This is a genomic window from Stenotrophomonas maltophilia (genome assembly GCF_006970445.1).
Classification (GTDB): Bacteria; Pseudomonadota; Gammaproteobacteria; order Xanthomonadales; family Xanthomonadaceae; genus Stenotrophomonas; species Stenotrophomonas maltophilia_AU.
In genome coordinates this window covers 2,858,983-2,879,669 of sequence record NZ_CP033877.1, presented here as the reverse complement: position 1 = coordinate 2,879,669, position 20,687 = coordinate 2,858,983, and the positions used below count along the sequence as shown (strand labels likewise).

General features: G+C 66.0%; 14 protein-coding genes. 5 read left to right on the top strand and 9 right to left on the bottom strand.

Annotated features, from left to right (window positions below; translation table 11 throughout):
• The first annotated feature begins 94 nt into the window (after positions 1-94).
• Positions 95-1,243, top strand: coding sequence for an acyl-CoA dehydrogenase family protein (locus tag EGM71_RS13280; protein WP_099552385.1), 1,149 nt, complete (start codon positions 95-97; stop codon positions 1,241-1,243).
• Positions 1,244-1,327: 84 nt separating this feature from the next.
• On the opposite strand, the gene EGM71_RS13275 is transcribed toward EGM71_RS13280, so the two are convergent.
• Positions 1,328-2,239: a hypothetical protein gene (locus EGM71_RS13275; protein WP_188485300.1), complete on the bottom strand. Its 912-nt coding sequence runs from the start codon at positions 2,237-2,239 to the stop codon at positions 1,328-1,330.
• Positions 2,240-2,491: 252 nt separating this feature from the next.
• On the opposite strand from EGM71_RS13275, the gene EGM71_RS13270 reads away from it, so the two are divergent.
• On the top strand, positions 2,492-2,779 hold the full coding sequence (locus tag EGM71_RS13270; RefSeq protein WP_188485299.1) for a hypothetical protein: 288 nt from the start codon (positions 2,492-2,494) through the stop codon (positions 2,777-2,779).
• A 152-nt stretch (positions 2,780-2,931) separates the two neighbouring features.
• Here EGM71_RS13270 and EGM71_RS13265 read toward each other — a convergent pair whose 3' ends face one another.
• From EGM71_RS13265 to EGM71_RS13255, 3 genes are read right to left on the bottom strand one after another with little or no spacing between them, the layout of a single operon-like run.
• On the bottom strand, positions 2,932-6,105 hold the full coding sequence (locus tag EGM71_RS13265) for a multidrug efflux RND transporter permease subunit (RefSeq protein WP_188485298.1): 3,174 nt from the start codon (positions 6,103-6,105) through the stop codon (positions 2,932-2,934).
• Between the two features lie 15 nt (positions 6,106-6,120).
• A complete protein-coding gene (locus tag EGM71_RS13260; protein ID WP_188485297.1) occupies positions 6,121-7,389 on the bottom strand; it encodes an efflux RND transporter periplasmic adaptor subunit in 1,269 nt (422 codons plus the stop codon).
• Positions 7,389-8,045 carry a TetR/AcrR family transcriptional regulator gene (locus EGM71_RS13255; protein WP_188485296.1) on the bottom strand — a complete coding sequence of 219 codons (657 nt, stop codon included), beginning with the start codon at positions 8,043-8,045 and terminating at the stop codon, positions 7,389-7,391. The genes EGM71_RS13260 and EGM71_RS13255 overlap by 1 nt, the downstream gene beginning before the upstream one ends.
• Before the next feature lie 250 nt (positions 8,046-8,295).
• Here EGM71_RS13255 and EGM71_RS13250 point away from each other — a divergent pair, with 250 nt between their 5' ends.
• The 3 genes from EGM71_RS13250 (at position 8,296) to EGM71_RS13240 (ending at position 15,425) form a co-directional block, all read left to right on the top strand.
• The gene (locus EGM71_RS13250; RefSeq protein WP_188485295.1) at positions 8,296-13,272 is read left to right on the top strand and encodes an NAD-glutamate dehydrogenase; all 4,977 of its coding nucleotides are present in this window, start codon (positions 8,296-8,298) and stop codon (positions 13,270-13,272) included.
• 387 nt (positions 13,273-13,659) lie between these two features.
• A complete protein-coding gene (locus EGM71_RS13245) occupies positions 13,660-14,433 on the top strand; it encodes an NAD kinase (RefSeq protein WP_049445646.1) in 774 nt (257 codons plus the stop codon).
• Positions 14,434-14,480: 47 nt separating this feature from the next.
• Positions 14,481-15,425 (top strand): 5'-nucleotidase, encoded by a 945-nt coding sequence (locus EGM71_RS13240; protein ID WP_005417414.1) that lies wholly within the window; start codon positions 14,481-14,483, stop codon positions 15,423-15,425.
• A gap of 159 nt (positions 15,426-15,584) precedes the next feature.
• Here EGM71_RS13240 and EGM71_RS13235 read toward each other — a convergent pair whose 3' ends face one another.
• From EGM71_RS13235 to EGM71_RS13215, 5 genes are read right to left on the bottom strand one after another with little or no spacing between them, the layout of a single operon-like run.
• Positions 15,585-16,136, bottom strand: coding sequence for a DUF2939 domain-containing protein (locus tag EGM71_RS13235; RefSeq protein WP_188485294.1), 552 nt, complete (start codon positions 16,134-16,136; stop codon positions 15,585-15,587).
• 42 nt (positions 16,137-16,178) lie between these two features.
• Positions 16,179-17,171, bottom strand: coding sequence for an aldo/keto reductase (locus EGM71_RS13230; RefSeq protein ID WP_188485293.1), 993 nt, complete (start codon positions 17,169-17,171; stop codon positions 16,179-16,181).
• Positions 17,171-17,857, bottom strand: a complete 687-nt coding sequence (locus EGM71_RS13225; protein ID WP_032127674.1) for a DUF2461 domain-containing protein — start codon at positions 17,855-17,857, stop codon at positions 17,171-17,173. The genes EGM71_RS13230 and EGM71_RS13225 overlap by 1 nt, the downstream gene beginning before the upstream one ends.
• Complete coding sequence (gene sbcB, locus EGM71_RS13220) at positions 17,854-19,293, bottom strand: exodeoxyribonuclease I (RefSeq protein WP_188485292.1); 1,440 nt, start codon at positions 19,291-19,293, stop codon at positions 17,854-17,856. Before sbcB ends, EGM71_RS13225 begins: the two co-directional genes overlap by 4 nt.
• Entirely contained in the window at positions 19,293-20,660 is a 1,368-nt protein-coding gene (locus EGM71_RS13215) for an FAD-dependent oxidoreductase (RefSeq protein ID WP_188485291.1), read from the bottom strand. The genes sbcB and EGM71_RS13215 overlap by 1 nt, the downstream gene beginning before the upstream one ends.
• Positions 20,661-20,687: the final 27 nt, after the last annotated feature.

Genomic DNA, 20,687 nt, shown 5'->3' with positions numbered 1-20,687 from the left:
TCGCCAGCGTACGGAAACAGCCGGGCCCCGGTACAATCGGGGCACCTGGGCGCGCCGTATGCGGCCCATAACTTCATGTACCCGGGAGGGTGTTGTGGATTTCAGCTTTACCGAAGAGCAGTTGATGCTGCAGGACGTGGCGCGGCGCATCGCGCAGGAAAAGATCGCCCCCAGCGCGGAGCACCATGACCGCACCGGCGAGTTCCCGCTGGACAACATCCGCCTGCTGGGTGAAAACGGCCTGATGGGCATCGAAGTGCCGACCGAATACGGCGGTGCTGGCATGGACCCGGTTGCGTACGTGCTGGCGATGGTGGAGGTCGCCGCCGCCGACGCAGCCCACTCGACCATCATGTCGGTCAACAATTCGCTGTTCTGCAACGGCATCCTCACCCATGGTACCGAGCAGCAGAAGCAGACCTATGTGCGTGCCATCGCCGAAGGCACCGCCATCGGTGCGTTCGCGCTGACCGAGCCGCAGTCCGGTTCCGATGCCACTGCCATGCGTTGCCGCGCGGTGAAGCAGGCCGACGGCACCTTCGTCATCAATGGCAAGAAGAGCTGGATCACTTCCGGCCCGGTGGCCAAGTACATCGTGCTGTTCGCGATGAGCGAGCCGGACAAGGGCGCGCGCGGCATCACCGCCTTCATCATCGATACCGACAAGGCCGGTTTCGGTCGTGGCAAGACCGAGCCCAAGCTGGGCATCCGTGCTTCGGCCACCTGCGAGATCGAGTTCAACGATTACGTGGCGCAGGCCGAAGACGTGCTGGGCCAGGAAGGCGAGGGCTTCAAGATCGCCATGAGCGTGCTCGATGCCGGCCGCATCGGTATCGCCTCGCAGGCCATCGGCATCGCCCGTGCCGCCTATGAAGCGACCCTGGAGTATGTGAAGGAGCGCAAGGCATTCGGCGCAGCCATCGGCACTTTCCAGATGACCCAGGCCAAGATTGCCGACATGAAGTGCAAGCTGGATGCGGCGCTGCTGCTGACCCTGCGAGCGGCATGGGTGAAGGGCCAGGGCAAGCGCTTCAGCACGGAAGCGGCCGTGGCCAAGCTGACCGCCTCGGAAGCGGCGATGTGGATCACCCACCAGGCCGTGCAGATCCATGGCGGGATGGGCTATTCCAAGGAAATGCCGCTGGAGCGTTACTTCCGTGATGCCAAGATCACCGAGATCTACGAAGGTACTTCGGAGATCCAGCGCCTGGTGATCGCCCGCAACGAAACCGGGCTGCGCTGAGTTGAAAGGGCCGCGCTGCTGCAAGGGCGGCGCGGCCAGTAGATCCACGCCATGCAGGAGTGACGGCATCACACCGGCAGCGCGTCAGCGCGGCACATCACACTGGAGCTGCCTGCCATCCCAGCGGCAGATGGGGCCGGACGGGGCAGCGCCCGGATTGACGATGATCTGCACGCCATACAGGTGCGCCGAATCCAGCCAGTTCTGGTAGCTCTGTTCGTCGCTGAAGTGATAAGCGCCAGAGTAGCCTTCACCTGTTTCGGCATTGGATGCCGCGCCATCGGGAATGCGGTTGCCGCTGGCGTCCACGCTTTCGCCTGAGACGTACCTGGCTCTATCGACGGAATCCGGTGAGATCACCAGCTTGGTCCGCGACCCGTCACGCCAGGTGATGACATAGGTGACCGTCTGCACCCCGAACAGCTTGCTGACCCAGCTCAGGACGATCGAAGAGAGGGTGGTGGCCAATGAATTCCATGCGGGGTGCTCGGTGTTCGCGCCGCTGAAGGCCTGGCCAACGGCGAGTTCCAGCTGGCTGCGGTAGGTTGCCGAATGGACCACGTCATAGGCATTGAGGTCTTTCATTGCAGGCGGAAAGGTGATTCCGTTCGCGCTCTGTGGGTCGTCGGGATGGATGGGGACGACGGCGCCGCTGCCGAAGGCCTGCGGGACGAACTGTGTTCCCGATGCGATGTGGCCCTGCGGCAGTGCAAGGATCCGCTTGAACGTCGCGGTCACTTCCGCTGGGACCGCTGTGGGAACGGCACGATAGCGCCGCAGCTCGCGGTCATATTCCACGGTGTAGCCATTCAGGCGGCGCTGATCCGGGTCTACCACGACCGTCAGGCCAACGCCGGACTGGAGCGCGGCTGACCGTGGATCGGCGCAGGGGCTGCAGGGTACGACGCCGCCCGCATGAGCGGACGATTGTGAGGCGATGGCAGCTGCGAGCAGGAGGCAGGCGGCGAGCCGCTGGCTGCGAGGAAAGCCGGGCATGGAAGCTCCTTGTACAGTCCATTGAAGGAGAGACATGGATAGCGTCGCCACACGAACAGGATTGAGATGTAGTCCACACCTTGTTCGGCTGGGTTGGCAGGCGTCAACGGACGCCGCAGATGACCTCGGGCTGATCGCGTGATATCGATGGCTGCCGTCCGGGAACGTTGAAACAGAGGGCCGGCACTGGATGATCACGACAGCGTTGGCCCTCCCATTACACTGCCCTCCGCTTTTATGGAGAATGTGCAGATGATCTACCGCGGTTGGGGAATCATGACGCTGGTGACGCCGATTGCAGCCATCCTGCTGCTGGCGTACTTCTTTCCGCATGACGGCCCCAGGGGCAATATCCCGCTGCAGCAGGTGCTGCTGGGGGCAGGTGTCGGCGCAGCCCTGAACGTGCTACTGGGCCTGTGGCTCAACCGCGCACCCCGACAGAAGGGTGTGGCCGCACCCCATCACTTCTTCTTCGTGCCGATGCAGTGGGCTGCACTGGTTCTGGTGGCGGTGTGCGTGGTGGTCGCACTGCTGCGCTGAGACGCTGCCCGAACAGCGCCAACCAAGGTTGGCGGCTACCGGCCATGCCGTTGTTCCTGTAGAGGCCAACCTTGGTTGGCAGGGATTCAAAAGCGGCAAGAAAAAAGGCCCCGGATCGCTCCGGGGCCTTTCTGTGTCATCTCACCACCGGATCAACGATCCGGGCGGTGTGCAGCATCGGCGTCGCGCTGGCGTTCCATGAACTCCTTGGACGGTTCATCCAGCTTGTCACCCAGCATGCGGCGCACGACCACGAAGAACACCGGGATCATCAGCAGGCCGAGCAGGGTGGCGAACAGCATGCCGCCGATCACGCCGGTACCGATGGCGTGGCGGGAGTTGGCGCCGGCGCCGGTGGAGATCGCCATCGGGATCACGCCCATGATGAACGCGAACGACGTCATCAGGATGGGGCGGAAACGCAGGCGGGCTGCCTCGATGGTGGCATCACGCAGGTTCTTGCCTGCTGCGCGCTGCTCCACCGCGAACTCCACGATCAGGATCGCATTCTTCGCCGCCAGGCCGATCACAGTGATCAGGCCGATCTTGAAGAACAGATCGTTGGGCAGGCCGCGCAGCATCGACAGGCCGAGGGCACCCAGCACGCCCAGCGGCACCACCAGCAGCACCGCGACCGGGATCGACCAGCTTTCATACAGGGCTGCCAGGCACAGGAACACCACCACGATGGACAGCACCAGCAGCAGCGTGGCGGCATTGCCGGCCAGGATTTCCTGGTAGGACATGCCGGACCAGTCGTAGCCGAAGCCGGCCGGCAGGTCGTCGTTGACGATGCTCTCCATGGTCTGCATCGCTTCGCCCGAGCTGGTGCCCGGAGCCTGCGAACCGACGATGTTGATCGCCGAGTAGCCGTTGTAGCGGCTCAGCGACGGCGGTGCCGACACCCATTCGGACTTGACCACCGTGTTCAGCGGGATCATCGAACTGGTGCCGTCGGCATTGGTGGTCAGGCTGGACGGGCTGTAGAAGCTCTTCAGCGATTCCTGGCCGGTGCGGTACGGACCATCGGCCTGCATGGTCACGCGCTTGATGCGGCCTTCGTAGAAGAAGTCGTTGACGTACACCGGGGCCAGCATCAGCTGGATGGTGCTGTACACGTCCGACACCGACATGCCCATCGACTGCGCCTGCACGCGGTCCACGTGCAGCTGCAGCTGCGGAGCGTTTTCCAGCCCGTTCGGACGCACGCCGACCAGTGCTTCGGGCTTCTGCGCGGCATTGCCCAGCAGGATGTTTCGCGCCTGGGTCAGCTGTTCGTAGCCGGCACCACTGCGGTCCTGCAGCCACATGTCGAAGCCACCGAACTGGCCGAGGCCCTGCACGGTGGGCAGGTTGACCACGAAGATCTGCGCTTCCTTGATGCCGTAGAACGCGCCGTTCATGTTCTGGATGAACTCGGGCGCGGTGAACTTGCGTTCCTCCCACGGCTTCAGGCGGATGAAGCCCATGCCGACGTTCTCGCCGGAACCGACGAAGCTGAAGCCGGCCACCTGCAGCATGCCTTCATAGCCATCCTGCTTTTCCAGGATGCCACGCATCTGCGCGAACACTTCGTTGGTCTGGCCCTTGGTCGAGCCCGGCGGCAGCTGCACGATCGCCAGCGCATAGCCCTGGTCTTCTTCCGGCAGGAAGCTGCCCGGCATGCGGGTGAACAGGAAGCCGCACAGTGCGGTCAGCACCACGAACAGGATCATCCAGCGCGGCGCATGGCGTACCGCCGAGGTGATGTGGCCCACATAGGTGTGGCTGATCTTGTCGTAGTACTTGTTGAAGGTGCGGTAGACGATGTTCGGGTTGTCGTTGTGCGTCGGCTTGAGGAAGGTCGCGCACAGCGCCGGGGTGAAGCCCAGGGCCAGGAACGCCGAGAACGCCATCGAGATGGCGATGGTCAGCGCGAACTGCTTGTAGATCTCACCGGCGGCGCCGCCCTGCAGGGCGGACGGGATGAACACCGCAGCCAGCACGACGGTGATCGCCACCACCGCGCCGGTGATCTGGGTCATCGCCTTCTGCGTGGCCGGCTTCGGCGCCAGGCCTTCCTCGGTCATGATGCGTTCGACGTTCTCGATCACCACGATCGCGTCATCGACCACGATGCCGATCGCCAGCACCATCGCGAACAGGGTCAGCTGGTTGATCGTGAAGCCGATCATCCACATGCCCAGGAAGGTACCGAGCAGGGCCACCGGGATGACCAGGGTCGGGATCAGGGTGGCGCGGAAGTTCTGCAGGAAGATCAGCATCACCAGGAACACCAGGAACACTGCTTCGAACAGTGTCTTGACCACTTCCTGGATGGAGATCTTGACGAAGGTGGTGCTGTCGTACGGCGAGAACCAGGTCACGCCGGACGGGAAGCTGGGCTGCAGCTCGTCCATCTTGGCGCGCACCGCATCGGCCACGTTCAGGGCGTTGGCGCCCGGCAGCAGCTGGATGGCGAAGGCGCCGGTCGGCTTGCCGTTGTACTGGGTGTCAAAGCCGTAGTTGTTGGCACCGAAGGCAACGCGGGCGATGTCCTTCAGCAGCACGCGCGAACCGTCAGCGTTGGCGCGCAGGATGATGTTCTCGAACTCCTGCGGCGAGCTGAAGCGGCCTTCGGCCGAGACCGTTGCGGTGAAGTGCTGGCCTTCCGGCGACGGGTCCGAACCCAGCGCACCGGCAGCGAACTGCACGTTCTGCGCGCGCACCGCGGCGAGCACCTGGCTGGCCGACAGGCCGTAGCCCTGCATCTTTTCCGGGTTCAGCCAGATGTTCATGGCGTACTCGGAACCGAACTGCTGGGTGCTGCCGACGCCGGGGATACGCGAGACCTGGTCGAGCACGCGCGAACCGACGATGTCGTTCAGGGCATCACGGTTGATGGCCGGCGTATCGGACTGCAGCGCGATCACCATCAGGAAGCCGGCGTTGGCCTTGGCCACCACCACGCCCTGCTGGGTCACTTCCGAAGGCAGTCGTGGCGTGGCCAGCGAGACCTTGTTCTGCACCTGCACCTGGGCGATGTCCGGATCGGTACCGGTCTCGAAGGTCAGGGTGATCTGCGCACGTCCGTTGGAGGCGGACGAGGAGCTGAAGTACAGCAGGTGATCGATACCGGTCAGCTGCTGCTCGATCACCTGGGTGACCGATTTTTCCGTGGTGTCGGCGCTGGCGCCCGGGTAGGTCGCCGACACGGTGACCTGCGGTGGGGCGATGTTGGGATAGGACTCCACGCCCAGGTTGAGGATCGCGATCACGCCGCTGAGCGAGATCAGGATCGCAACCACCCAGGCGAAGACTGGATGTTCGATGAAAAATTTAGGCATGACGGAAGGTTCCCGTTACTGCTTGTTCGAATCGGTGGCGGCCGGCTTGGCCGCATCGGCCTGCTCGGGCTTGGCCGCGTCGGCCGGTGCCTTGCCTGCGGCCGGCGCTGCCGCCGCCGGTGCAGCACCACCCGCGGCAGGCTTGCCGTTGGCGTCCTGCCCCGGGGTCCACGGCTTGGCGACCGCCGGTGCACCTTCCTTGACCTTCTGCACGCCGGCCACGATCACCTTGTCACCGGCGGCCAGGCCGTCGCTGACCAGCCAGTTGCCGTTCTGCGCGCCATCGGTCTTCACGTTCTTGCGCACGACCTTGCCGTCGGCACCGACCACCATCACGTAACCGCCGGTGGTATCACGCAGCAAGGCCTGCTGCGGCACCAGGTAAGCGTTGTTGCGCTCGCCCAGGTTGGCCTGGAAGCTGACGAAGGCGCCGGGCAGCAGGATCTGCTGCGGGTTCGGCAGCAGCGCGCGCAGCGACACCGCGCCGGTGGCCGGGTCGACCGTGGTCGAGGAGAAGTCCAGCGTGCCCGGCTCGCCATAGGTGCTGCCGTCGGCCAGCTTGACGTTGACCGTGGCCTTGCCGTCGCCGGACAGTGCCAGCGCACCCTTGGCCTGCTGCGCGCGCAGCTGGGTCAGCTCATCCACGCTCAGCGAGAAGTTCACGTACAGCGGGTCGAGCTGGTCGACGGTGGTCAGCAGGGTCACGTCGCCCTGGCCGACCAGCGCACCTTCGGTGACCTGCTGCTTGTTGGCCACGCCGCTGATCGGCGCGGTCACTTCGGTGTAGCCCAGGCTGATGCGCGAGGAGGTCACCGATGCCTCGGCCTGCTTGACCGCGGCCAGCGCGGTGCGCTCGGCCGATTCGGCATTGTCCAGGTCGGCCTTGGAGACGAACTGCTGCGGGGCCAGCGAACGCGCGCGGTCGGCGGCGACCTTGGCGTTGGCGTAGGTCGCGCGGGCCGAGGCCAGCTGGGCCTCTGAGGCATTGAGCGAGGCACGCAGCGGCGCCGGGTCGATCAGGAACAGGGTCTGGCCCTGCTTGACCTGCGAGCCTTCCTGGTAGACGCGCTTGAGCAGCACGCCGGGCACGCGTGCGCGGACGTCGGCGCTGCGGAACGGCGACAGGCGGCCGACCAGCTCACGCTGCAGCGGCAGGGTCTGCGGCTTGGCGTCGATCACGCCCACCTCCGGCGGCGGGGGAATCTGCTGTTCCGGCTTCTTGCAGGCAGCCAGAGCGACAGCAACGGCGCACGTCAAGGCAAGGGTGCGGAGTGGGGCGGTCATCAGGAGGAACTCCGGGGTTGGTTTGTAGACGGGGCCGGCGACGGCTGTGGCGCGAATGCGCGCAGGAAGCTGTCGACGGAGAACTCTGCCCAGCGCCGACGCAGGAGCGCGTCATCACGATGGGGGGTATGGAAGCGCTGTTTGTCGAAATCCTGACCGGCGATCATGCTCAGCAGCAGTTCGGCCATGAAGTGCGGGTCGTCATGCCGGAGCTGGCCTTGCATGCAAACGGTTTCAATCCATTCAGCAAGATGAAGCGTCAGCGCGCCGGCACCATGCCGGTACAGCGTACGCGCCTCTTCGGGAAACTGGGCCGCCTCGGCCGCAATCAGCCGGCAGGCCTGTCCTACGTGCGGTTGGTTGAAATGCTCCAGGAAGTCGGTGGCGAACTGGAGCAGGCTGGCACGCAGGTCGTCACCGCGGAGTGCACGCAGCATGGCGCCGGTGGCGTGGCCGACGTGGCGCTGCATCACCCGGCGCAGCAGTTCCTGCTTGCTGCCGTAGCGCGAGTACAGGGTCTGCTTGGAGCAGCCGGCATGCTGGGCCACCGCGTCCATGCTCATCTGCATGCCCTGCCGGGCCAACAATTCGCGCACGGCATCGAACACGCGCTCATCGCGCGCGTCGAGGGCAACGGGGAGGTAGGCCGGGTTCACGCGGTGGACTATACCGTCCAGTTCAGGATTGTGGAATCGAATCGGCGTCGCCGCGTGTGTCTTCCGGTAACACGCTTTGCCGATCCTGTCGGCAGTGCTGAAGCCGTCGCCAGCTCCATACCAGAGCGAACTGAATAGGCGTCTAAACCGCAGCAAACCCGAATCTGGTTATTCCGTCCTGCAGCAAGGCCTTTTCGTGCGGTAGGGCTACAATTTCATTTTCCCAACTGAGCAAGCGCATCGCTCTGCCATGAAACCGCAAAAAACCGCAGCCAAGACCGTGAAAAACAAGACCAAACCAGCAGAGTCGGAGGTCGCAGTGACCGCTGGTTTCTCCCTGGAGCCGGTGTACACGGCATTGCGCAAGCGATACCCCGCGGCCGCACAGGCCGAAGCGGTGGCCTTCGCCACCGACTTCTACAAGCGCATGGAGTCGGACGAGTTCCCGCACCACAGCGCTGAAGAGTGGGCCGCGCTCGCGGCTGAGACGCTGGAATTCGCTCGCGCCCGCAAGGCCGGCAAGGCCAACGTCCGCGTGTTCAATCCGACCACGAAGGCCAACGGTTGGGAATCGCCGCACACCGTGCTGCAGATCGTCAACGACGACATGCCGTTCCTGGTCGATACCGTCACCATGTCGCTGGCCGAGCAGGGCGTGGGTGTCCACGTGCTGGGCCACCCGGTGCTGCGCTTCAGCCGCGACAAGGCCGGCAAGCTGGTCAAGGTCGGAGAAGGTGATACCGAGTCGGTGATGCTGCTGGAAATCGACCGCCAGCCGGCCGAAGCCATGGCCGCCATCGAACAGGCCATCAACAAGGCGCTGGACGAAGTGCGTGCGATCGTGCGCGACTGGCAGCCGATGAAGGACAAGGCGCTGGCGCTGGCCGACGACCTGGGCAGCCGCCAGCTGCCGGTCGACGACGCGTCGCGCAAGGAAGCACAGGAGTTCCTGCGCTGGGCCGCCGACAACCACTTCACCTTCTTCGGCTACCGCGAGTACCGCGTCGAGAAGCAGGGCAAGGAAGAAGTGCTGGCGCCGCTGAACGACACCGGCCTGGGCCTGATGCGCGGCAAGGACAAGTCCGCCGCCCGTCCGGTCAAGACCCTGGCCGCGCAGGGCCTGAACACCACGTCCGGTTTGAAGGACGCGTTGATCCTGACCAAGACCAATGCCCGTTCGCGCGTGCACCGCGCTGGCTACATGGATTACATCGGCGTGCTGGAATTCGACGCCAAGGGCAAGATCATCGGCGAGCAGCGCTTCCTCGGCCTGTTCACTTCCAGCGCCTACAACCGTCGCCCGTGGGAAATCCCGCTGGTGCGCCAGCGCCACGAGCACGTGATGAAGCAGTCGGGCCTGGCCCCGGCCAGCCACAGTGGCAAGGCCCTGCGCCACATCCTGGAAACCCTGCCGCGCGAAGAACTGTTCCAGTCCAGCGAGGACGAGCTGTTCCGCACCGCGATGGGCGTGCTGGGCCTGCAGGAGCGCGTGCGCAGCCGTCTGTTCCTGCGCCGCGACAAGTACAGCCGTTTCATCTCCGCGCTGGTCTACCTGCCGCGCGAGCGCTTCAACACCGACGTGCGCCTGCGCATCGAAGCGATGCTGAAGGAAGCGCTGCACGGTGAGTACGTCGACAGCTCGGTGGTGCTGGGCGAATCGCCGCTGGCCCAGGTGCACCTGATCGTGCGCCCGAAGCCGGGTGAGATGCTCGACGTCGATACCGCCGAACTGGAGCAGAAGCTGGCCCAGGTGCTGCGCAACTGGCAGGATGACCTGCGCGAAGCGCTGGTCACCCGCCACGGCGAGACCGAAGGCCTGCGCATCGCCGCCCGTATCGGCAAGGCGCTGCCGGCGGGCTACATCGAAGACAACAGCACCGCTGTTGCCGCCAACGATGTCAGCCAGCTCGACGCCCTGACCGGCCCGGACGACCTGCGCCTGAGCCTGCAGGCCGTGCCGCGCGAAAGCGGCGATGGCCTGCGCCTGAAGCTGTATCGCCAGCTGGACGACATTCCGCTGTCGGACGCGCTGCCGATGATGGAAAACATGGGCCTGCGCGTGATCGCCGAGCGTCCGTACCGCCTGTCGGTCGACAACGCCCCGGTGTACGTGCAGGACTTCGAGGTCGAATCGACCGCCGGCGCGATCGATGCTGCCAGTGTCGATGAAGCCTTCGGCGAGACCTTCGCCCGCGTCTGGCACGGCGATGCCGAGAACGACGGCTTCAACCGCCTGGTGCTGGCTGCTGGCCTGCACTGGCGCCAGGTCGCCATGCTGCGTGGCTACTGCAAGTACCTGCTGCAGACCGGCGTGCCGTTCTCGCAGGCCTATGTGGAAGGCACCTTCGCCCGCTACCCGCTGCTGGCCCGCCTGCTGGTCGAGCTGTTCGAAGCCCGCTTCGATCCGGCCACCGGCCACGAAGGCAAGGACGACATCGCGGCCGGCCAGGCCCAGCTGAAGGCCCACTTCGAAGTGCTGGCTGCTGGTGACGACGCCACCCTGAAGGTGCTCAAGACCGTGGTCGATGCCCGCAAGGGTGACCGCGACGCGCAGATGCAGGCCGCGCGCGATGCGCTGCTGAAGCTGATGGACCGCGTGTCCAGCCTGGACGAGGACCGCATCCTGCGCTCGTTCATGGGCGTGATCGACGCGACCCTGCGTACCAGCTACTACCAGACCGATGCCAACGGCCAGCACGGCCATGTCATCAGCTTCAAGTTCGATTCGGCGCTGGTGCCGGACCTGCCGAAGCCGCGTCCGTACCGCGAAATCTTCGTCTACGGCCCGCGCGTGGAAGGTACCCATCTGCGCTTCGGCGCGGTCGCCCGTGGCGGCCTGCGCTGGTCGGATCGTCGCGAAGACTTCCGTACCGAAGTGCTGGGCCTGGTCAAGGCACAGATGGTCAAGAACACCGTCATCGTGCCGGTCGGCGCGAAGGGTGGCTTCTTCGCCAAGACCCCGCCGGTGAACGGCGACCGCGACGCGATCTTCGCCAACGGCGTGGCCTGCTACAAGCTGTTCATCCAGGGCCTGCTGGACATCACCGACAACATCGTCAACAACAAGATCGTGCCGCCGGTGGATGTCGTGCGCCACGACATGGACGATCCGTACCTGGTGGTGGCCGCTGACAAGGGCACCGCGACCTTCTCCGACATCGCCAACGGCCTGGCCATCGCGCACGGCTTCTGGATGGGCGATGCGTTCGCTTCCGGTGGTTCGGTCGGTTACGACCACAAGGGCATGGGCATCACCGCGCGCGGTGCGTGGGAGTCGGTCAAGCGCCACTTCCGTGCACTGGGCCGTGACAGCCAGAGCCAGGACTTCACCGCGGTCGGCGTCGGCGACATGTCCGGCGACGTGTTCGGCAACGGCATGCTGCTGTCGCGCCACATCCGCCTGGTCGCCGCGTTCGACCACCGCCACATCTTCCTGGACCCGAACCCGGATGCGGCCACCACGTTCGTCGAACGTGAGCGCCTGTTCACCGTGCCGCGTTCGAGCTGGGCGGACTACGATGCCAAGTTGATCAGCAAGGGTGGCGGCATCTTCCCGCGTACCCTGAAGTCGATCGAGATCACCCCGCAGGTGCGTGAAGCGCTGGGCCTGGACGAGAACGTCAAGGCGCTGTCGCCGAACGACCTGATGAGCGCGATCCTGAAGGCGCCGGTCGACCTGCTGTGGAACGGCGGCATCGGTACCTACGTCAAGGCATCCAGCGAGCAGCACAGCGATGTCGGCGACCGCGCCAACAACGCACTGCGCGTGAACGGTGGCGAGCTGCGTTGCAAGGTGGTGGGCGAGGGCGGCAACCTGGGCATGACCCAGCTGGGCCGCATCGAAGCTGCCCAGGCCGGCGTGCTGCTCAACACCGACTTCATCGACAACTCGGCCGGTGTCGACACCTCCGACCATGAAGTCAACATCAAGATCCTGCTCAATGATGTGGTGCGGGCCAAGAAGCTGACCGTCGAGCAGCGCAACAAGCTGCTGGCTTCGATGACCGATGAAGTCGCCGAGCTGGTGCTCAACGACAACTATCGCCAGAACCAGGCGCTGAGCCTGATGGAGCGGATGGCGGTCAAGCGCCTGGGTTCCAAGCAGCACTTCATCCGTACCCTGGAACAGCAGGGCCTGCTTGATCGCCAGATCGAGTTCCTGCCGTCCGACGCCGAGCTGTCCCAGCGCAAGGCACGCGGCCAGGGCCTGACCCGTCCGGAGCTGTCGGTGCTGCTGTCCTACTCCAAGCTGGTGGCGTTCGCCCAGCTGCTGGATTCGGACATCCCGGAAGATCCGTACCTGTCCAAGGAGCTGCAGCGCTACTTCCCGACCCCGCTGCAGAAGAAGTACGCCGACGCGATGGAGCGTCACCGCCTGAAGCGCGAAATCATCGCCACGGCCGTGACCAACCAGACCATCAACCGCATGGGCGCCACCTTCCTGATGCGCATGCAGGAAGACACCGGCCGCTCCATCGCCGAGGTTGCCAAGGCCTACACCATCAGCCGCGAAACGCTGGATGCACGCGCGCTGTGGGCGCAGATCGATGCGCTCGACGGCAAGGTGCCGGAGTCGGTGCAGATCGACGCGCTGGAAGTGATCTGGAAGCTGCAGCGCTCGTTCGTGCGCTGGCTGCTGTCGCGCCCGGGTGCGATGCCGGGCATCACGGAAGCGGTCAACCGCTACCAGGGTCCGTTCAACGACATCCGCGTTGCTTCGGGTGTACTGCCGGATTCGCAGCGTCCGACCTATGAAGCCCTGGTGGCCGAATGGAAGGAGAAGGGGCTGCCGTCCGCACTGGCGCAGCAGCTGGCCGAGCTGCACTTCCTGGAGCCGGCGTTCGACATCATCGAACTGGCCCGCACCCGCAAGCTGAAGCCGGTGGACGTGTCCAAGGTCCACTTCCGCCTGGGCGATGCCCTGCAGCTGCCGTGGCTGTTCGAGCAGGTCGACGCGCTGGAGGTCAATGGCCGCTGGCACGCCGTGGCGCGTGGCGTGCTGCGTGACGAGCTGGCTGCCAACCACCGCAACCTGGCGGGCCAGGTGCTGGGCACCAAGGGTGGCAGTGCTGAAGCCAAGGTGGCGGCCTGGATGGGCCGCGACGACAACAGCCTGCGCTTCACTCTGGCGATGCTGGCCGAACTGGCCGAGCAGAAGACCCTGGACTACCCGACTGTTTCGGTCGCGGTCCAGCGCCTGGGCCAGCTGGCATCGCATGGTGCGTAAGCGCATTCGCGCTGACGCCCCACGGTTTGCTCTGCAAACCGTGGGCCCCATGCCAACCATGCTCCCAGACCCCCGCGCCGTTGGCGCGCCCCCCTGACTCAGGGGGGGGCTCCTGATCTGCAGCAGTTGGAGGAACGGCCCCGCGAAAGCGGGGCCGTTCTGTTTTTGCTTTCTTTTCTGCGATCACTGACCCGACGCCGGCCGGCAACCTGTCAGGTGGATGACCGGCCCGTCCGCCGGGACCGTGAGCGCCATGGATGGCGCGACCGAGCCCCCATGGATGGGTTTACGGCGTGTCCCGGCGGACGGGCCGGTCATCCGCCCAGCGGGGTCCAACCCCCGGCGCTCGGTTATGCTCTCCCTCATGCCTTCCCCCCGGATCCACCGATGAGCGACACCCCCCGCATCGCTTTCCTGGCCAGCACCACCGAGCCCGCGCAGATGGCCCGCGCGGCCATGGTGTCGCGCTATGGCGACTACACGCCCGAGCAGGCCGATGTACTGTGCCCACTGGGCGGCGATGGCTTCATGCTGCAGACCCTGCACCGGCATGGGCACCTGGGCAAGCCGGTGTTCGGCATGAAACTGGGTACGGTGGGCTTCCTGATGAACCAGTACCGCGGCGACGATGACGTGCAGGCGCGCATCGCCCGTGCCGAACCGGCCAACCTGCGCCCGCTGGAGATGGTGGCACTGACCGAATCAGGCACCAGTACCGGCTCGCTGGCCTACAACGACGTCTCGCTGTTGCGCCAGACCCGGCAGGCGGCGCATATCGGCATCGATCTCAACGGCCAGGAACGCGTGGCCGAACTGATCGGTGACGGCGTGCTGGTCGCCACCCCGGCTGGCAGTACCGCCTACAACTATTCCGCGCACGGCCCGGTGCTGCCGCTGGGCTCGCATACCATCGCCCTGACGCCGCTGGCTCCTTACCGGCCGCGACGCTGGCGCGGGGCGATCCTCAAGGCCGACACCGAAGTGCGTTTCCGCGTGCTCGATCCGTACAAGCGCCCGATCAGCGTGACCGCTGATTCGCACGAGACCCGCGACGTGGTCGAGGTGACCATCCGCGAGTCGAAGGACCGCCGCGTAACCCTGCTGTTCGATCCGGAACACAACCTGGAAGACCGGATCCTGAGCGAACAGTTCGTTTTTTGAGGACAATAGGCGGCCGGCCCCGCCGACCGCTTGAAGGACCCCCACCGATGGGCGACAACTCCCCCCGTTTGCTGACCGTCGCGGTGACCTCGCGCGCATTGTTCGACCTCGAGGAAAGCCACGCGCTGTTCGAGAGCGATGGCGTGGCGGCCTATGCCGAATTCCAGCGCCAGCATGAGGACGACATCCTCGGCCCCGGCGTGGCCTTTCCCGTGGTGCGCAAGCTGCTGGCGCTGAACCAGGGCGCCAGCCCGGAGAACCCGCGGGTCGAGGTGATCCTGCTGTCTCGCAACTCAGCCGATACCGGCCTGCGCATCTTCAACTCGATCCAGCACTACGGCCTGGGCATCATCCGTGCGACGTTCACCGCCGGTGAGCCGACCTGGCCGTACGTGAAGCCGTTCGGTACCGACCTGTTCCTGTCGGCCAACCCCGAATCGGTGCGCAGCGCGCTGCGCCATGGCATCGCGGCGGCGACCATCCTGCCCAAGCCGCCGGGCGAGACCGCTGCGGCAGCGGCCGACCAGATCGATACCGGTCGCCCGGCCGGCCAGCTGCGCATCGCCTTTGACGGTGACGCGGTAATCTTCGGTGATGAGAGTGAGCGCATTTCGCGCGAGCAGGGCGTGGAAGCCTTTGGCCGCCACGAGCGCGAGCGCGCCCGCGAGCCGCTCAGCGGCGGCCCCTTCCGCGGCTTCCTGTCGGCCCTGCACACGCTGCAGGAAGTGTTCCCGGCCGGCGACAGTGCGCCGATCCGTACCGCACTGGTGACTGCGCGTTCGGCGCCGGCGCACGAGCGGGTGATCCGCACCCTGCGTGAGTGGGGCGTGCGCCTGGATGAAGCGCTGTTCCTTGGTGGCCGCCACAAGGGACCGTTCCTGCAGGCGTTCGGCGCCGACATCTTCTTCGATGATTCGCAGCACAACATCGACAGTGCCCGCGAGCATGTGGCCGCCGGCCACGTACCGCACGGCGTCGCCAACGAGGGATAAGGCCACGACGGGTGGGTGCCAACCGTTGGTTGGCACTGCCATGCATCCGTGCCCACCAAGGCGGGCACCTACCAGAGCGCCGCGCCTTGGTAGTCGCCAACCTAGGTTGGCGTGCATCCGTGCCCACCAAGGCGGGCACCTACCAGAGCGCCGCTCCCGTCACGGGCTGCCGGACATCCCCAGCTGCAGGTCCACCACCTTCCAGCGCAGGCCCTGCGGTTCCAGCACCACCTTCAGCGGCGGCTGGCCGGGGCCGCGATCGACATCGATCACGAAGCGGTCCAGTGCCTCGAAATGGTGCTCGGCATGCTTCAACGGGCGCGCCGGTTCGGTCGTACCGAACGCATCGCCGCCCTGAAGTTCATTGCGGCCGCGCTTCCACAGCACGTGGCCCTGCAGCATCGCGCCGATTCCGGTCGGGGTCACCATGGTCTCCACTGCGGCGCCACCGAGCTGGTCGCCGAGTCCATAGAGCAGGGCGCCGAACGGGCTGGCCGCCACATCCGGGCCAGCCTGGCGCACCAGGTAGTCATTGAGCTGCGCGCGCAGGCTGCTGCGCACGCGCGGGAAATCGACGTATCGCTCCAGGCGGGCGGTGTCGCGCTGTTCGATGGCCTTGGACAGGCCATTGACGGTCATGTAGGGGCCGCCGAACCACCAGGCCGCCACGGCCAGGACCAGCAGCACAACGAGTGCGGTCAGTTTCTTCATGCCGACCAGACTGCCGCAACGGCGGCAGTGCCGGGTGAAGACTCAATGACTGGGTGAACCACGGCCGTCACCGAAGGCATCGACCAGCTGTTGCCGTTCAACCGGGGTCAGCGCTTCCAGCCGCGTCGCCAGCACCTCGTCCAGGCTGCGGGTGCGGGTGGTACCGAGGATGCCGCTGGCCACGCCGGGATGGCCCAGGGTATAGGCGAAGGCGGTCTGGGCCGGGCGCTGGCTGTGGATCGCGGCCACCGCGCGCCGCATCTGGCGGGCACTGCGCATCAGCTGGCGGCTGCTGGGCTTCAGCCACGCGCGCGCCAGGTACCAGCCATCGGCCAGCCGCGGCAGGCGCGGACGCGGGGGCAGCAGGTGGCCTTGCGCCAGCACGGTACCGGCCAGCACGCCGATGCCCACCGCCTGCAGCTGGTCGATCAGCGGTTCGCGGTCCTGTTGCAGGGCGTTGTAGTCCAGGAGCACCACATCGAAGGTGTCGGGATGGGCGATCATCCAGCGCAGCGTCGAGGCCGAGTGGGTGTTGATGCCGGTGTGCCGGATCAACCCACGCTCGCGCAGGCGCTGCAGCGCGGCCAGCAGGTCGTCGTTGATGTCGTGTTCGCTGGCGCCATGCAGCTGGTAGATATCAAGATGATCCAGACCGAGGTTGCGCAGCGAAGCCTCGCAGCTGGCGGTGATGGCCGCGGGCGAGAAGTTGCGTTGCTCGGCGCCGCTGATACCGGCCTGTCCGGTCAGCGTGCCACCCTTGCTGGAGATCACCAGTGAATCGCGCGGGTACTGCTTCAGCAACGGGCGCAGGATGCGGCCCAGGCGTGGCTCGGCATGGAAGCCGGAATAATTGTGGCCGGTATCGAGCAGGTTCACCCCATGGGCGAGCGCCTGTTCGACCACAGTGGCCGCCTCATACTCCGGGAAACGGCGATGACCCCAGAAGCCGGAGCAGCCCAGGCCGATCGGTGAAACGGCCAGGCCGGTGCGGCCGAGCACGCGCCGCTGGCGGGCCAGCGGAAGATGCTGAGACATCAGAACTCCAGGTCCAGCGCGGCGCACAGGTAGTCGACGAACGGGCCGAGCGCCGCCAGGTCCTTGCCCAGCGTGGACAGCAGGCGCGGCCCGGTCATGGTGGCATCGTCCAGCGAGCGCCACATCACCCAGTTGCGGTGCTTGAGGTCGTCGATGAATTCGAAGTCGGCCGGGAAGCCACGAGGGGGCCGCACCAGCTTCTCGCTCTCCTCGAAATCGAAGCGCTTGCGCAGGGCCGGTGCATGCGCGGCGGCCTTCCAGCTGCCCGGGTTGTCGAGGATGAAGTGGCGTACGCGGCGCTGGGTTTCCGGTTCCGGATGCCACAGGCCGGCACCGACGAAGCTCTCGCCGGGCTGCAGGTGCACATAGAACGAAGGTGCGGCCACTTCACGGCGGCGCTCATGGAACAGGCGCGCGCCCTGCCAGGTCTTGTACGGTGACTTGTCGTTGGAGAAGCGCGCGTCGCGATGGATGCGGAACAGTGAGCCACCGACGCCGCGGGTATCAGCGCGGAAATGGTCGCTGACCTCGGCCAGTGCTGGCTGCAGGTCGCCCAGCAGGCGCAGGAACGGCTGCCGTACGTGGTCTTCATACTGCTGGCGGTGGTCGTTGAACCAGGCCTTGTCGTTATGCCGCGCCAGGCTGCGGAGGAACTTGAAACTGGCGTCCGAGAAGTAGGTGCTCACAGCGTCTCCTGCAGGTGCTGGCCCCAATCGCGCAGCGATTGCAGCAGGGTCTGGCGCCGTGCGTCGTCGGGCGCTTCGGCGGCCAGTGCATCGAGCTGCTGCTGGTACTGGGGCAGGTTGAGTTCGCCCAGGCCATCGTCGCCGAGCAGTCGCTGGCGGCGGTAATCCTGCCAGCGCTGGCGTTCAGCCGGCGCGAGGCTGTCGGGATGGTTGCGTGCGCGGTAGCGGAACAGCAGCTCTGGCAGGCGCGGGTCGCGGAAGCGGCCTTCCAGTGCGGCCAACTGCTCCGGCGCGGTGGTGCGCGCCAGCGCAAGCAGCGGCTTGTCGCCGTTGCCGAGGAAGCCGTCGTACAGCGAGGCATCGACGTCGGCCACGGTGGCGGCGCGGGGCTGGTTGTAGACCTGGCGAGCCTTCTCGGCCAGCTGCGGGGCGAACGCACGCAGCCGTTCCACCTTGGCCTCGATCGCGGCCACGTCCAGGCCGAGGCGTGCGTGATCATCGGTGCGCAGGTGGTTCCAGGCGATCAGCGCCGGCACCTTGTTCAGATGCACTTCCTTCAGCGGCACCCGCGCCACGCCTTCGGGCAGCTCGCTGGCGCGCATGTACAGGCGCTGTGCGATCACCTCGGCCGGCAGTTCCAGCAGGTCGTCGATCTCGCCTTCCAGGTCGAACACGATCACCCGGTTGTTGATGGTCGGGTGCACGGCCAGCGGCAGAACCGGTGCCGCGCACAGGCGGCTGGCTGGGTAGCGCATGGAAATGTGCAGCACCGGCTTCATCGCGGCCACGTCCAGCAGGCTGCCGACGAAGCGCTTGTCACGCAGCTTCAGCGCGTACTCCCACAGGCGCGGCTGCGACTGCTTGAACAGGCGTGCCATGCCGATGGTGGCGCGTACGTCGGACAGTGCTTCGTGCGCATCGCCTTCGCGCACATTGTTGGCCTCGGCCAGGTGCTCGAGCTTGAACGAGGTGGCGCCGTCCTCGCGCAGCGGCCACTGGATGCCATCCGGGCGCATCGCGCGCATCAGTCGCAGCATGTCCAGCAGGTCCCAGCGCGAATTGCCGTTGCGCCACTCGCGCTCGTACGGGTCGTGGAAATTGCGGAACAGCCCATAGCGGACGAATTCATCGTCGAAGCGCAGCGTGTTGTAACCCAGCGCGCAGGTGCCGGGGCGCGACAGCTGTTCGTTGATGCGGTCGAAGGCCTCGGCCTCGCTGATGCCTTCGGCCAGTGCCTGCTGCGGGGTGATGCCGGTGACCAGGGTGGCCATCGGCGAGGGCAGCAAATCATCGGCCGGGCGCACGAAGAAGCTGACCGGGGTATCGATCTCGTTGAGGTCGGCATCGGTGCGGATGGCGGCGTACTGCGAGATGCGCGTGCGCCGCGGATCCTGGCCGAAGGTTTCCAGGTCGTAGAACAGGAAGCTGTCGGCCATCAGTGCGCGCCCTCCAGGACCGGCAGCAGCGCGTGGACCTGCGCTTCCAGTGCGGCCCAGTCGATGTTGTCCAGTGAATCGTGACCTTCGGTGGCTGCAACCAGCAGGTCGCGTTGCAGTTCGGTGCGGCGCAGCGCCTCGGCGTAGGGCGTGTGCAGGAAAGTGACCATCGTGTAGTGCGGTACGAAGCGGGTCGGCCAGCGCCGCTGCAGTTCCTGCTCCAGTTCGCGCTGCAGCAGGAACGCAGGATCGGCCACGCGGTCGCGCATCTCCAGGTAGTTCTCCAGCGCCATCTGCTGGATGGCACGTGCATTCGGCTTGCGCTCGGCTTCGAACGCGGCGAACGCACCTTCCAGATCATCCGCTTCCATCAGGTGGCGAGCCAGTGCGACGCAGTCCTCGAACGCGCAGTTCATGCCCTGGCCATGGAACGGCACCATCGCATGCGCGGCATCGCCGATCAGCACGGCGCGGCCCTGCTGATGCCAGCGGTCCAGGGTGAGCGTGCCGAGCAGGCCCGGCGGGTGCTGTTCCCAGTCCGCGCGCAGGTTCGGGATCAACGGCAGGGTGTCGGCGAACTCGCGCGCGAACAGCGCCTCGGCCTGCGCGCCGGTGTTGACCGTGGCGAAGCTGGGATCGCCCTGGTTGGGCAGGAACAGGGTGACGGTGAAGGTGCCTTCGTGGTTGGGCAGGGCGATGCACATGTAGTGGCCGCGTGGCCAGATGTGCAGCGCGTTGCGCTCGATGCGGAAACTGCCGTCGGCGGCTGGCGGGATTTCCAGCTCCTTGTAGGAGTGGTCGAGGAAGGCGATGTCCTCGCCCAGCGGCGCACGACGGTTCATCGCTGCGCGCAGTGCCGAGCCGGCGCCGTCTGCACCGATCAGGGTGTCGAAACGGATGTCGTGCGGGCTGTCGTCGCGGTCATCGATGAAACGGGCGTAGCCGGCATGGAAATCAACAGTGTGCAGGCGGCGATGGAAATGCACGGTGGCGCCAGCCTGCTCGGCCAGCTCCAGCAGCGTGGTGTTCAGGTCGCTGCGATGGATCGACCAGATCACCTCGCTGTCATCACGGCCATAGCGCTGCAGCTGCGGTTCGCCTTCGCGCGGGTGCACCATGCGGCCGCGCATCATCACCGCGCGCGCCATCACTTCGTCTTCCACACCGGCTTGGCGCAGAGCGTTGCGCCCACGCTCGGCCAACGCCAGGTTGATCGAGCGGCCGCTCTCGTAGTCGGCCACGCGCGGATCGCCGCGGCGTTCGTACAGGGTGATGCGCCAGCCTTGCCGTGAAAGCAGGATGGCCAGCAGGGACCCGGCGAGGCCGGCACCGATAATGCTCAACGAGCGGGAGGCGTGTGCGATCAACGAACTGTCCAGCAGTAGGGGAGGGAC

Excerpts from the sequence above, each read along its gene's own strand:
- EGM71_RS13265 (WP_188485298.1), bottom strand. The coding sequence starts at position 6,105 with ATGCCTAAATTTTTCATCGAACATCCAGTCTTCGCCTGGGTGGTTGCG.
- EGM71_RS13240 (WP_005417414.1), top strand. The coding sequence starts at position 14,481 with ATGGGCGACAACTCCCCCCGTTTGCTGACCGTCGCGGTGACCTCGCGC.
- EGM71_RS13270 (WP_188485299.1), top strand. The coding sequence starts at position 2,492 with ATGATCTACCGCGGTTGGGGAATCATGACGCTGGTGACGCCGATTGCA.
- EGM71_RS13275 (WP_188485300.1), bottom strand. The coding sequence starts at position 2,239 with ATGCCCGGCTTTCCTCGCAGCCAGCGGCTCGCCGCCTGCCTCCTGCTC.
- EGM71_RS13235 (WP_188485294.1), bottom strand. The coding sequence starts at position 16,136 with ATGAAGAAACTGACCGCACTCGTTGTGCTGCTGGTCCTGGCCGTGGCG.
- EGM71_RS13260 (WP_188485297.1), bottom strand. The coding sequence starts at position 7,389 with ATGACCGCCCCACTCCGCACCCTTGCCTTGACGTGCGCCGTTGCTGTC.
- EGM71_RS13250 (WP_188485295.1), top strand. The coding sequence starts at position 8,296 with ATGAAACCGCAAAAAACCGCAGCCAAGACCGTGAAAAACAAGACCAAA.
- sbcB (WP_188485292.1), bottom strand. The coding sequence starts at position 19,293 with ATGGCCGACAGCTTCCTGTTCTACGACCTGGAAACCTTCGGCCAGGAT.
- EGM71_RS13245 (WP_049445646.1), top strand. The coding sequence starts at position 13,660 with ATGAGCGACACCCCCCGCATCGCTTTCCTGGCCAGCACCACCGAGCCC.
- EGM71_RS13230 (WP_188485293.1), bottom strand. The coding sequence starts at position 17,171 with ATGTCTCAGCATCTTCCGCTGGCCCGCCAGCGGCGCGTGCTCGGCCGC.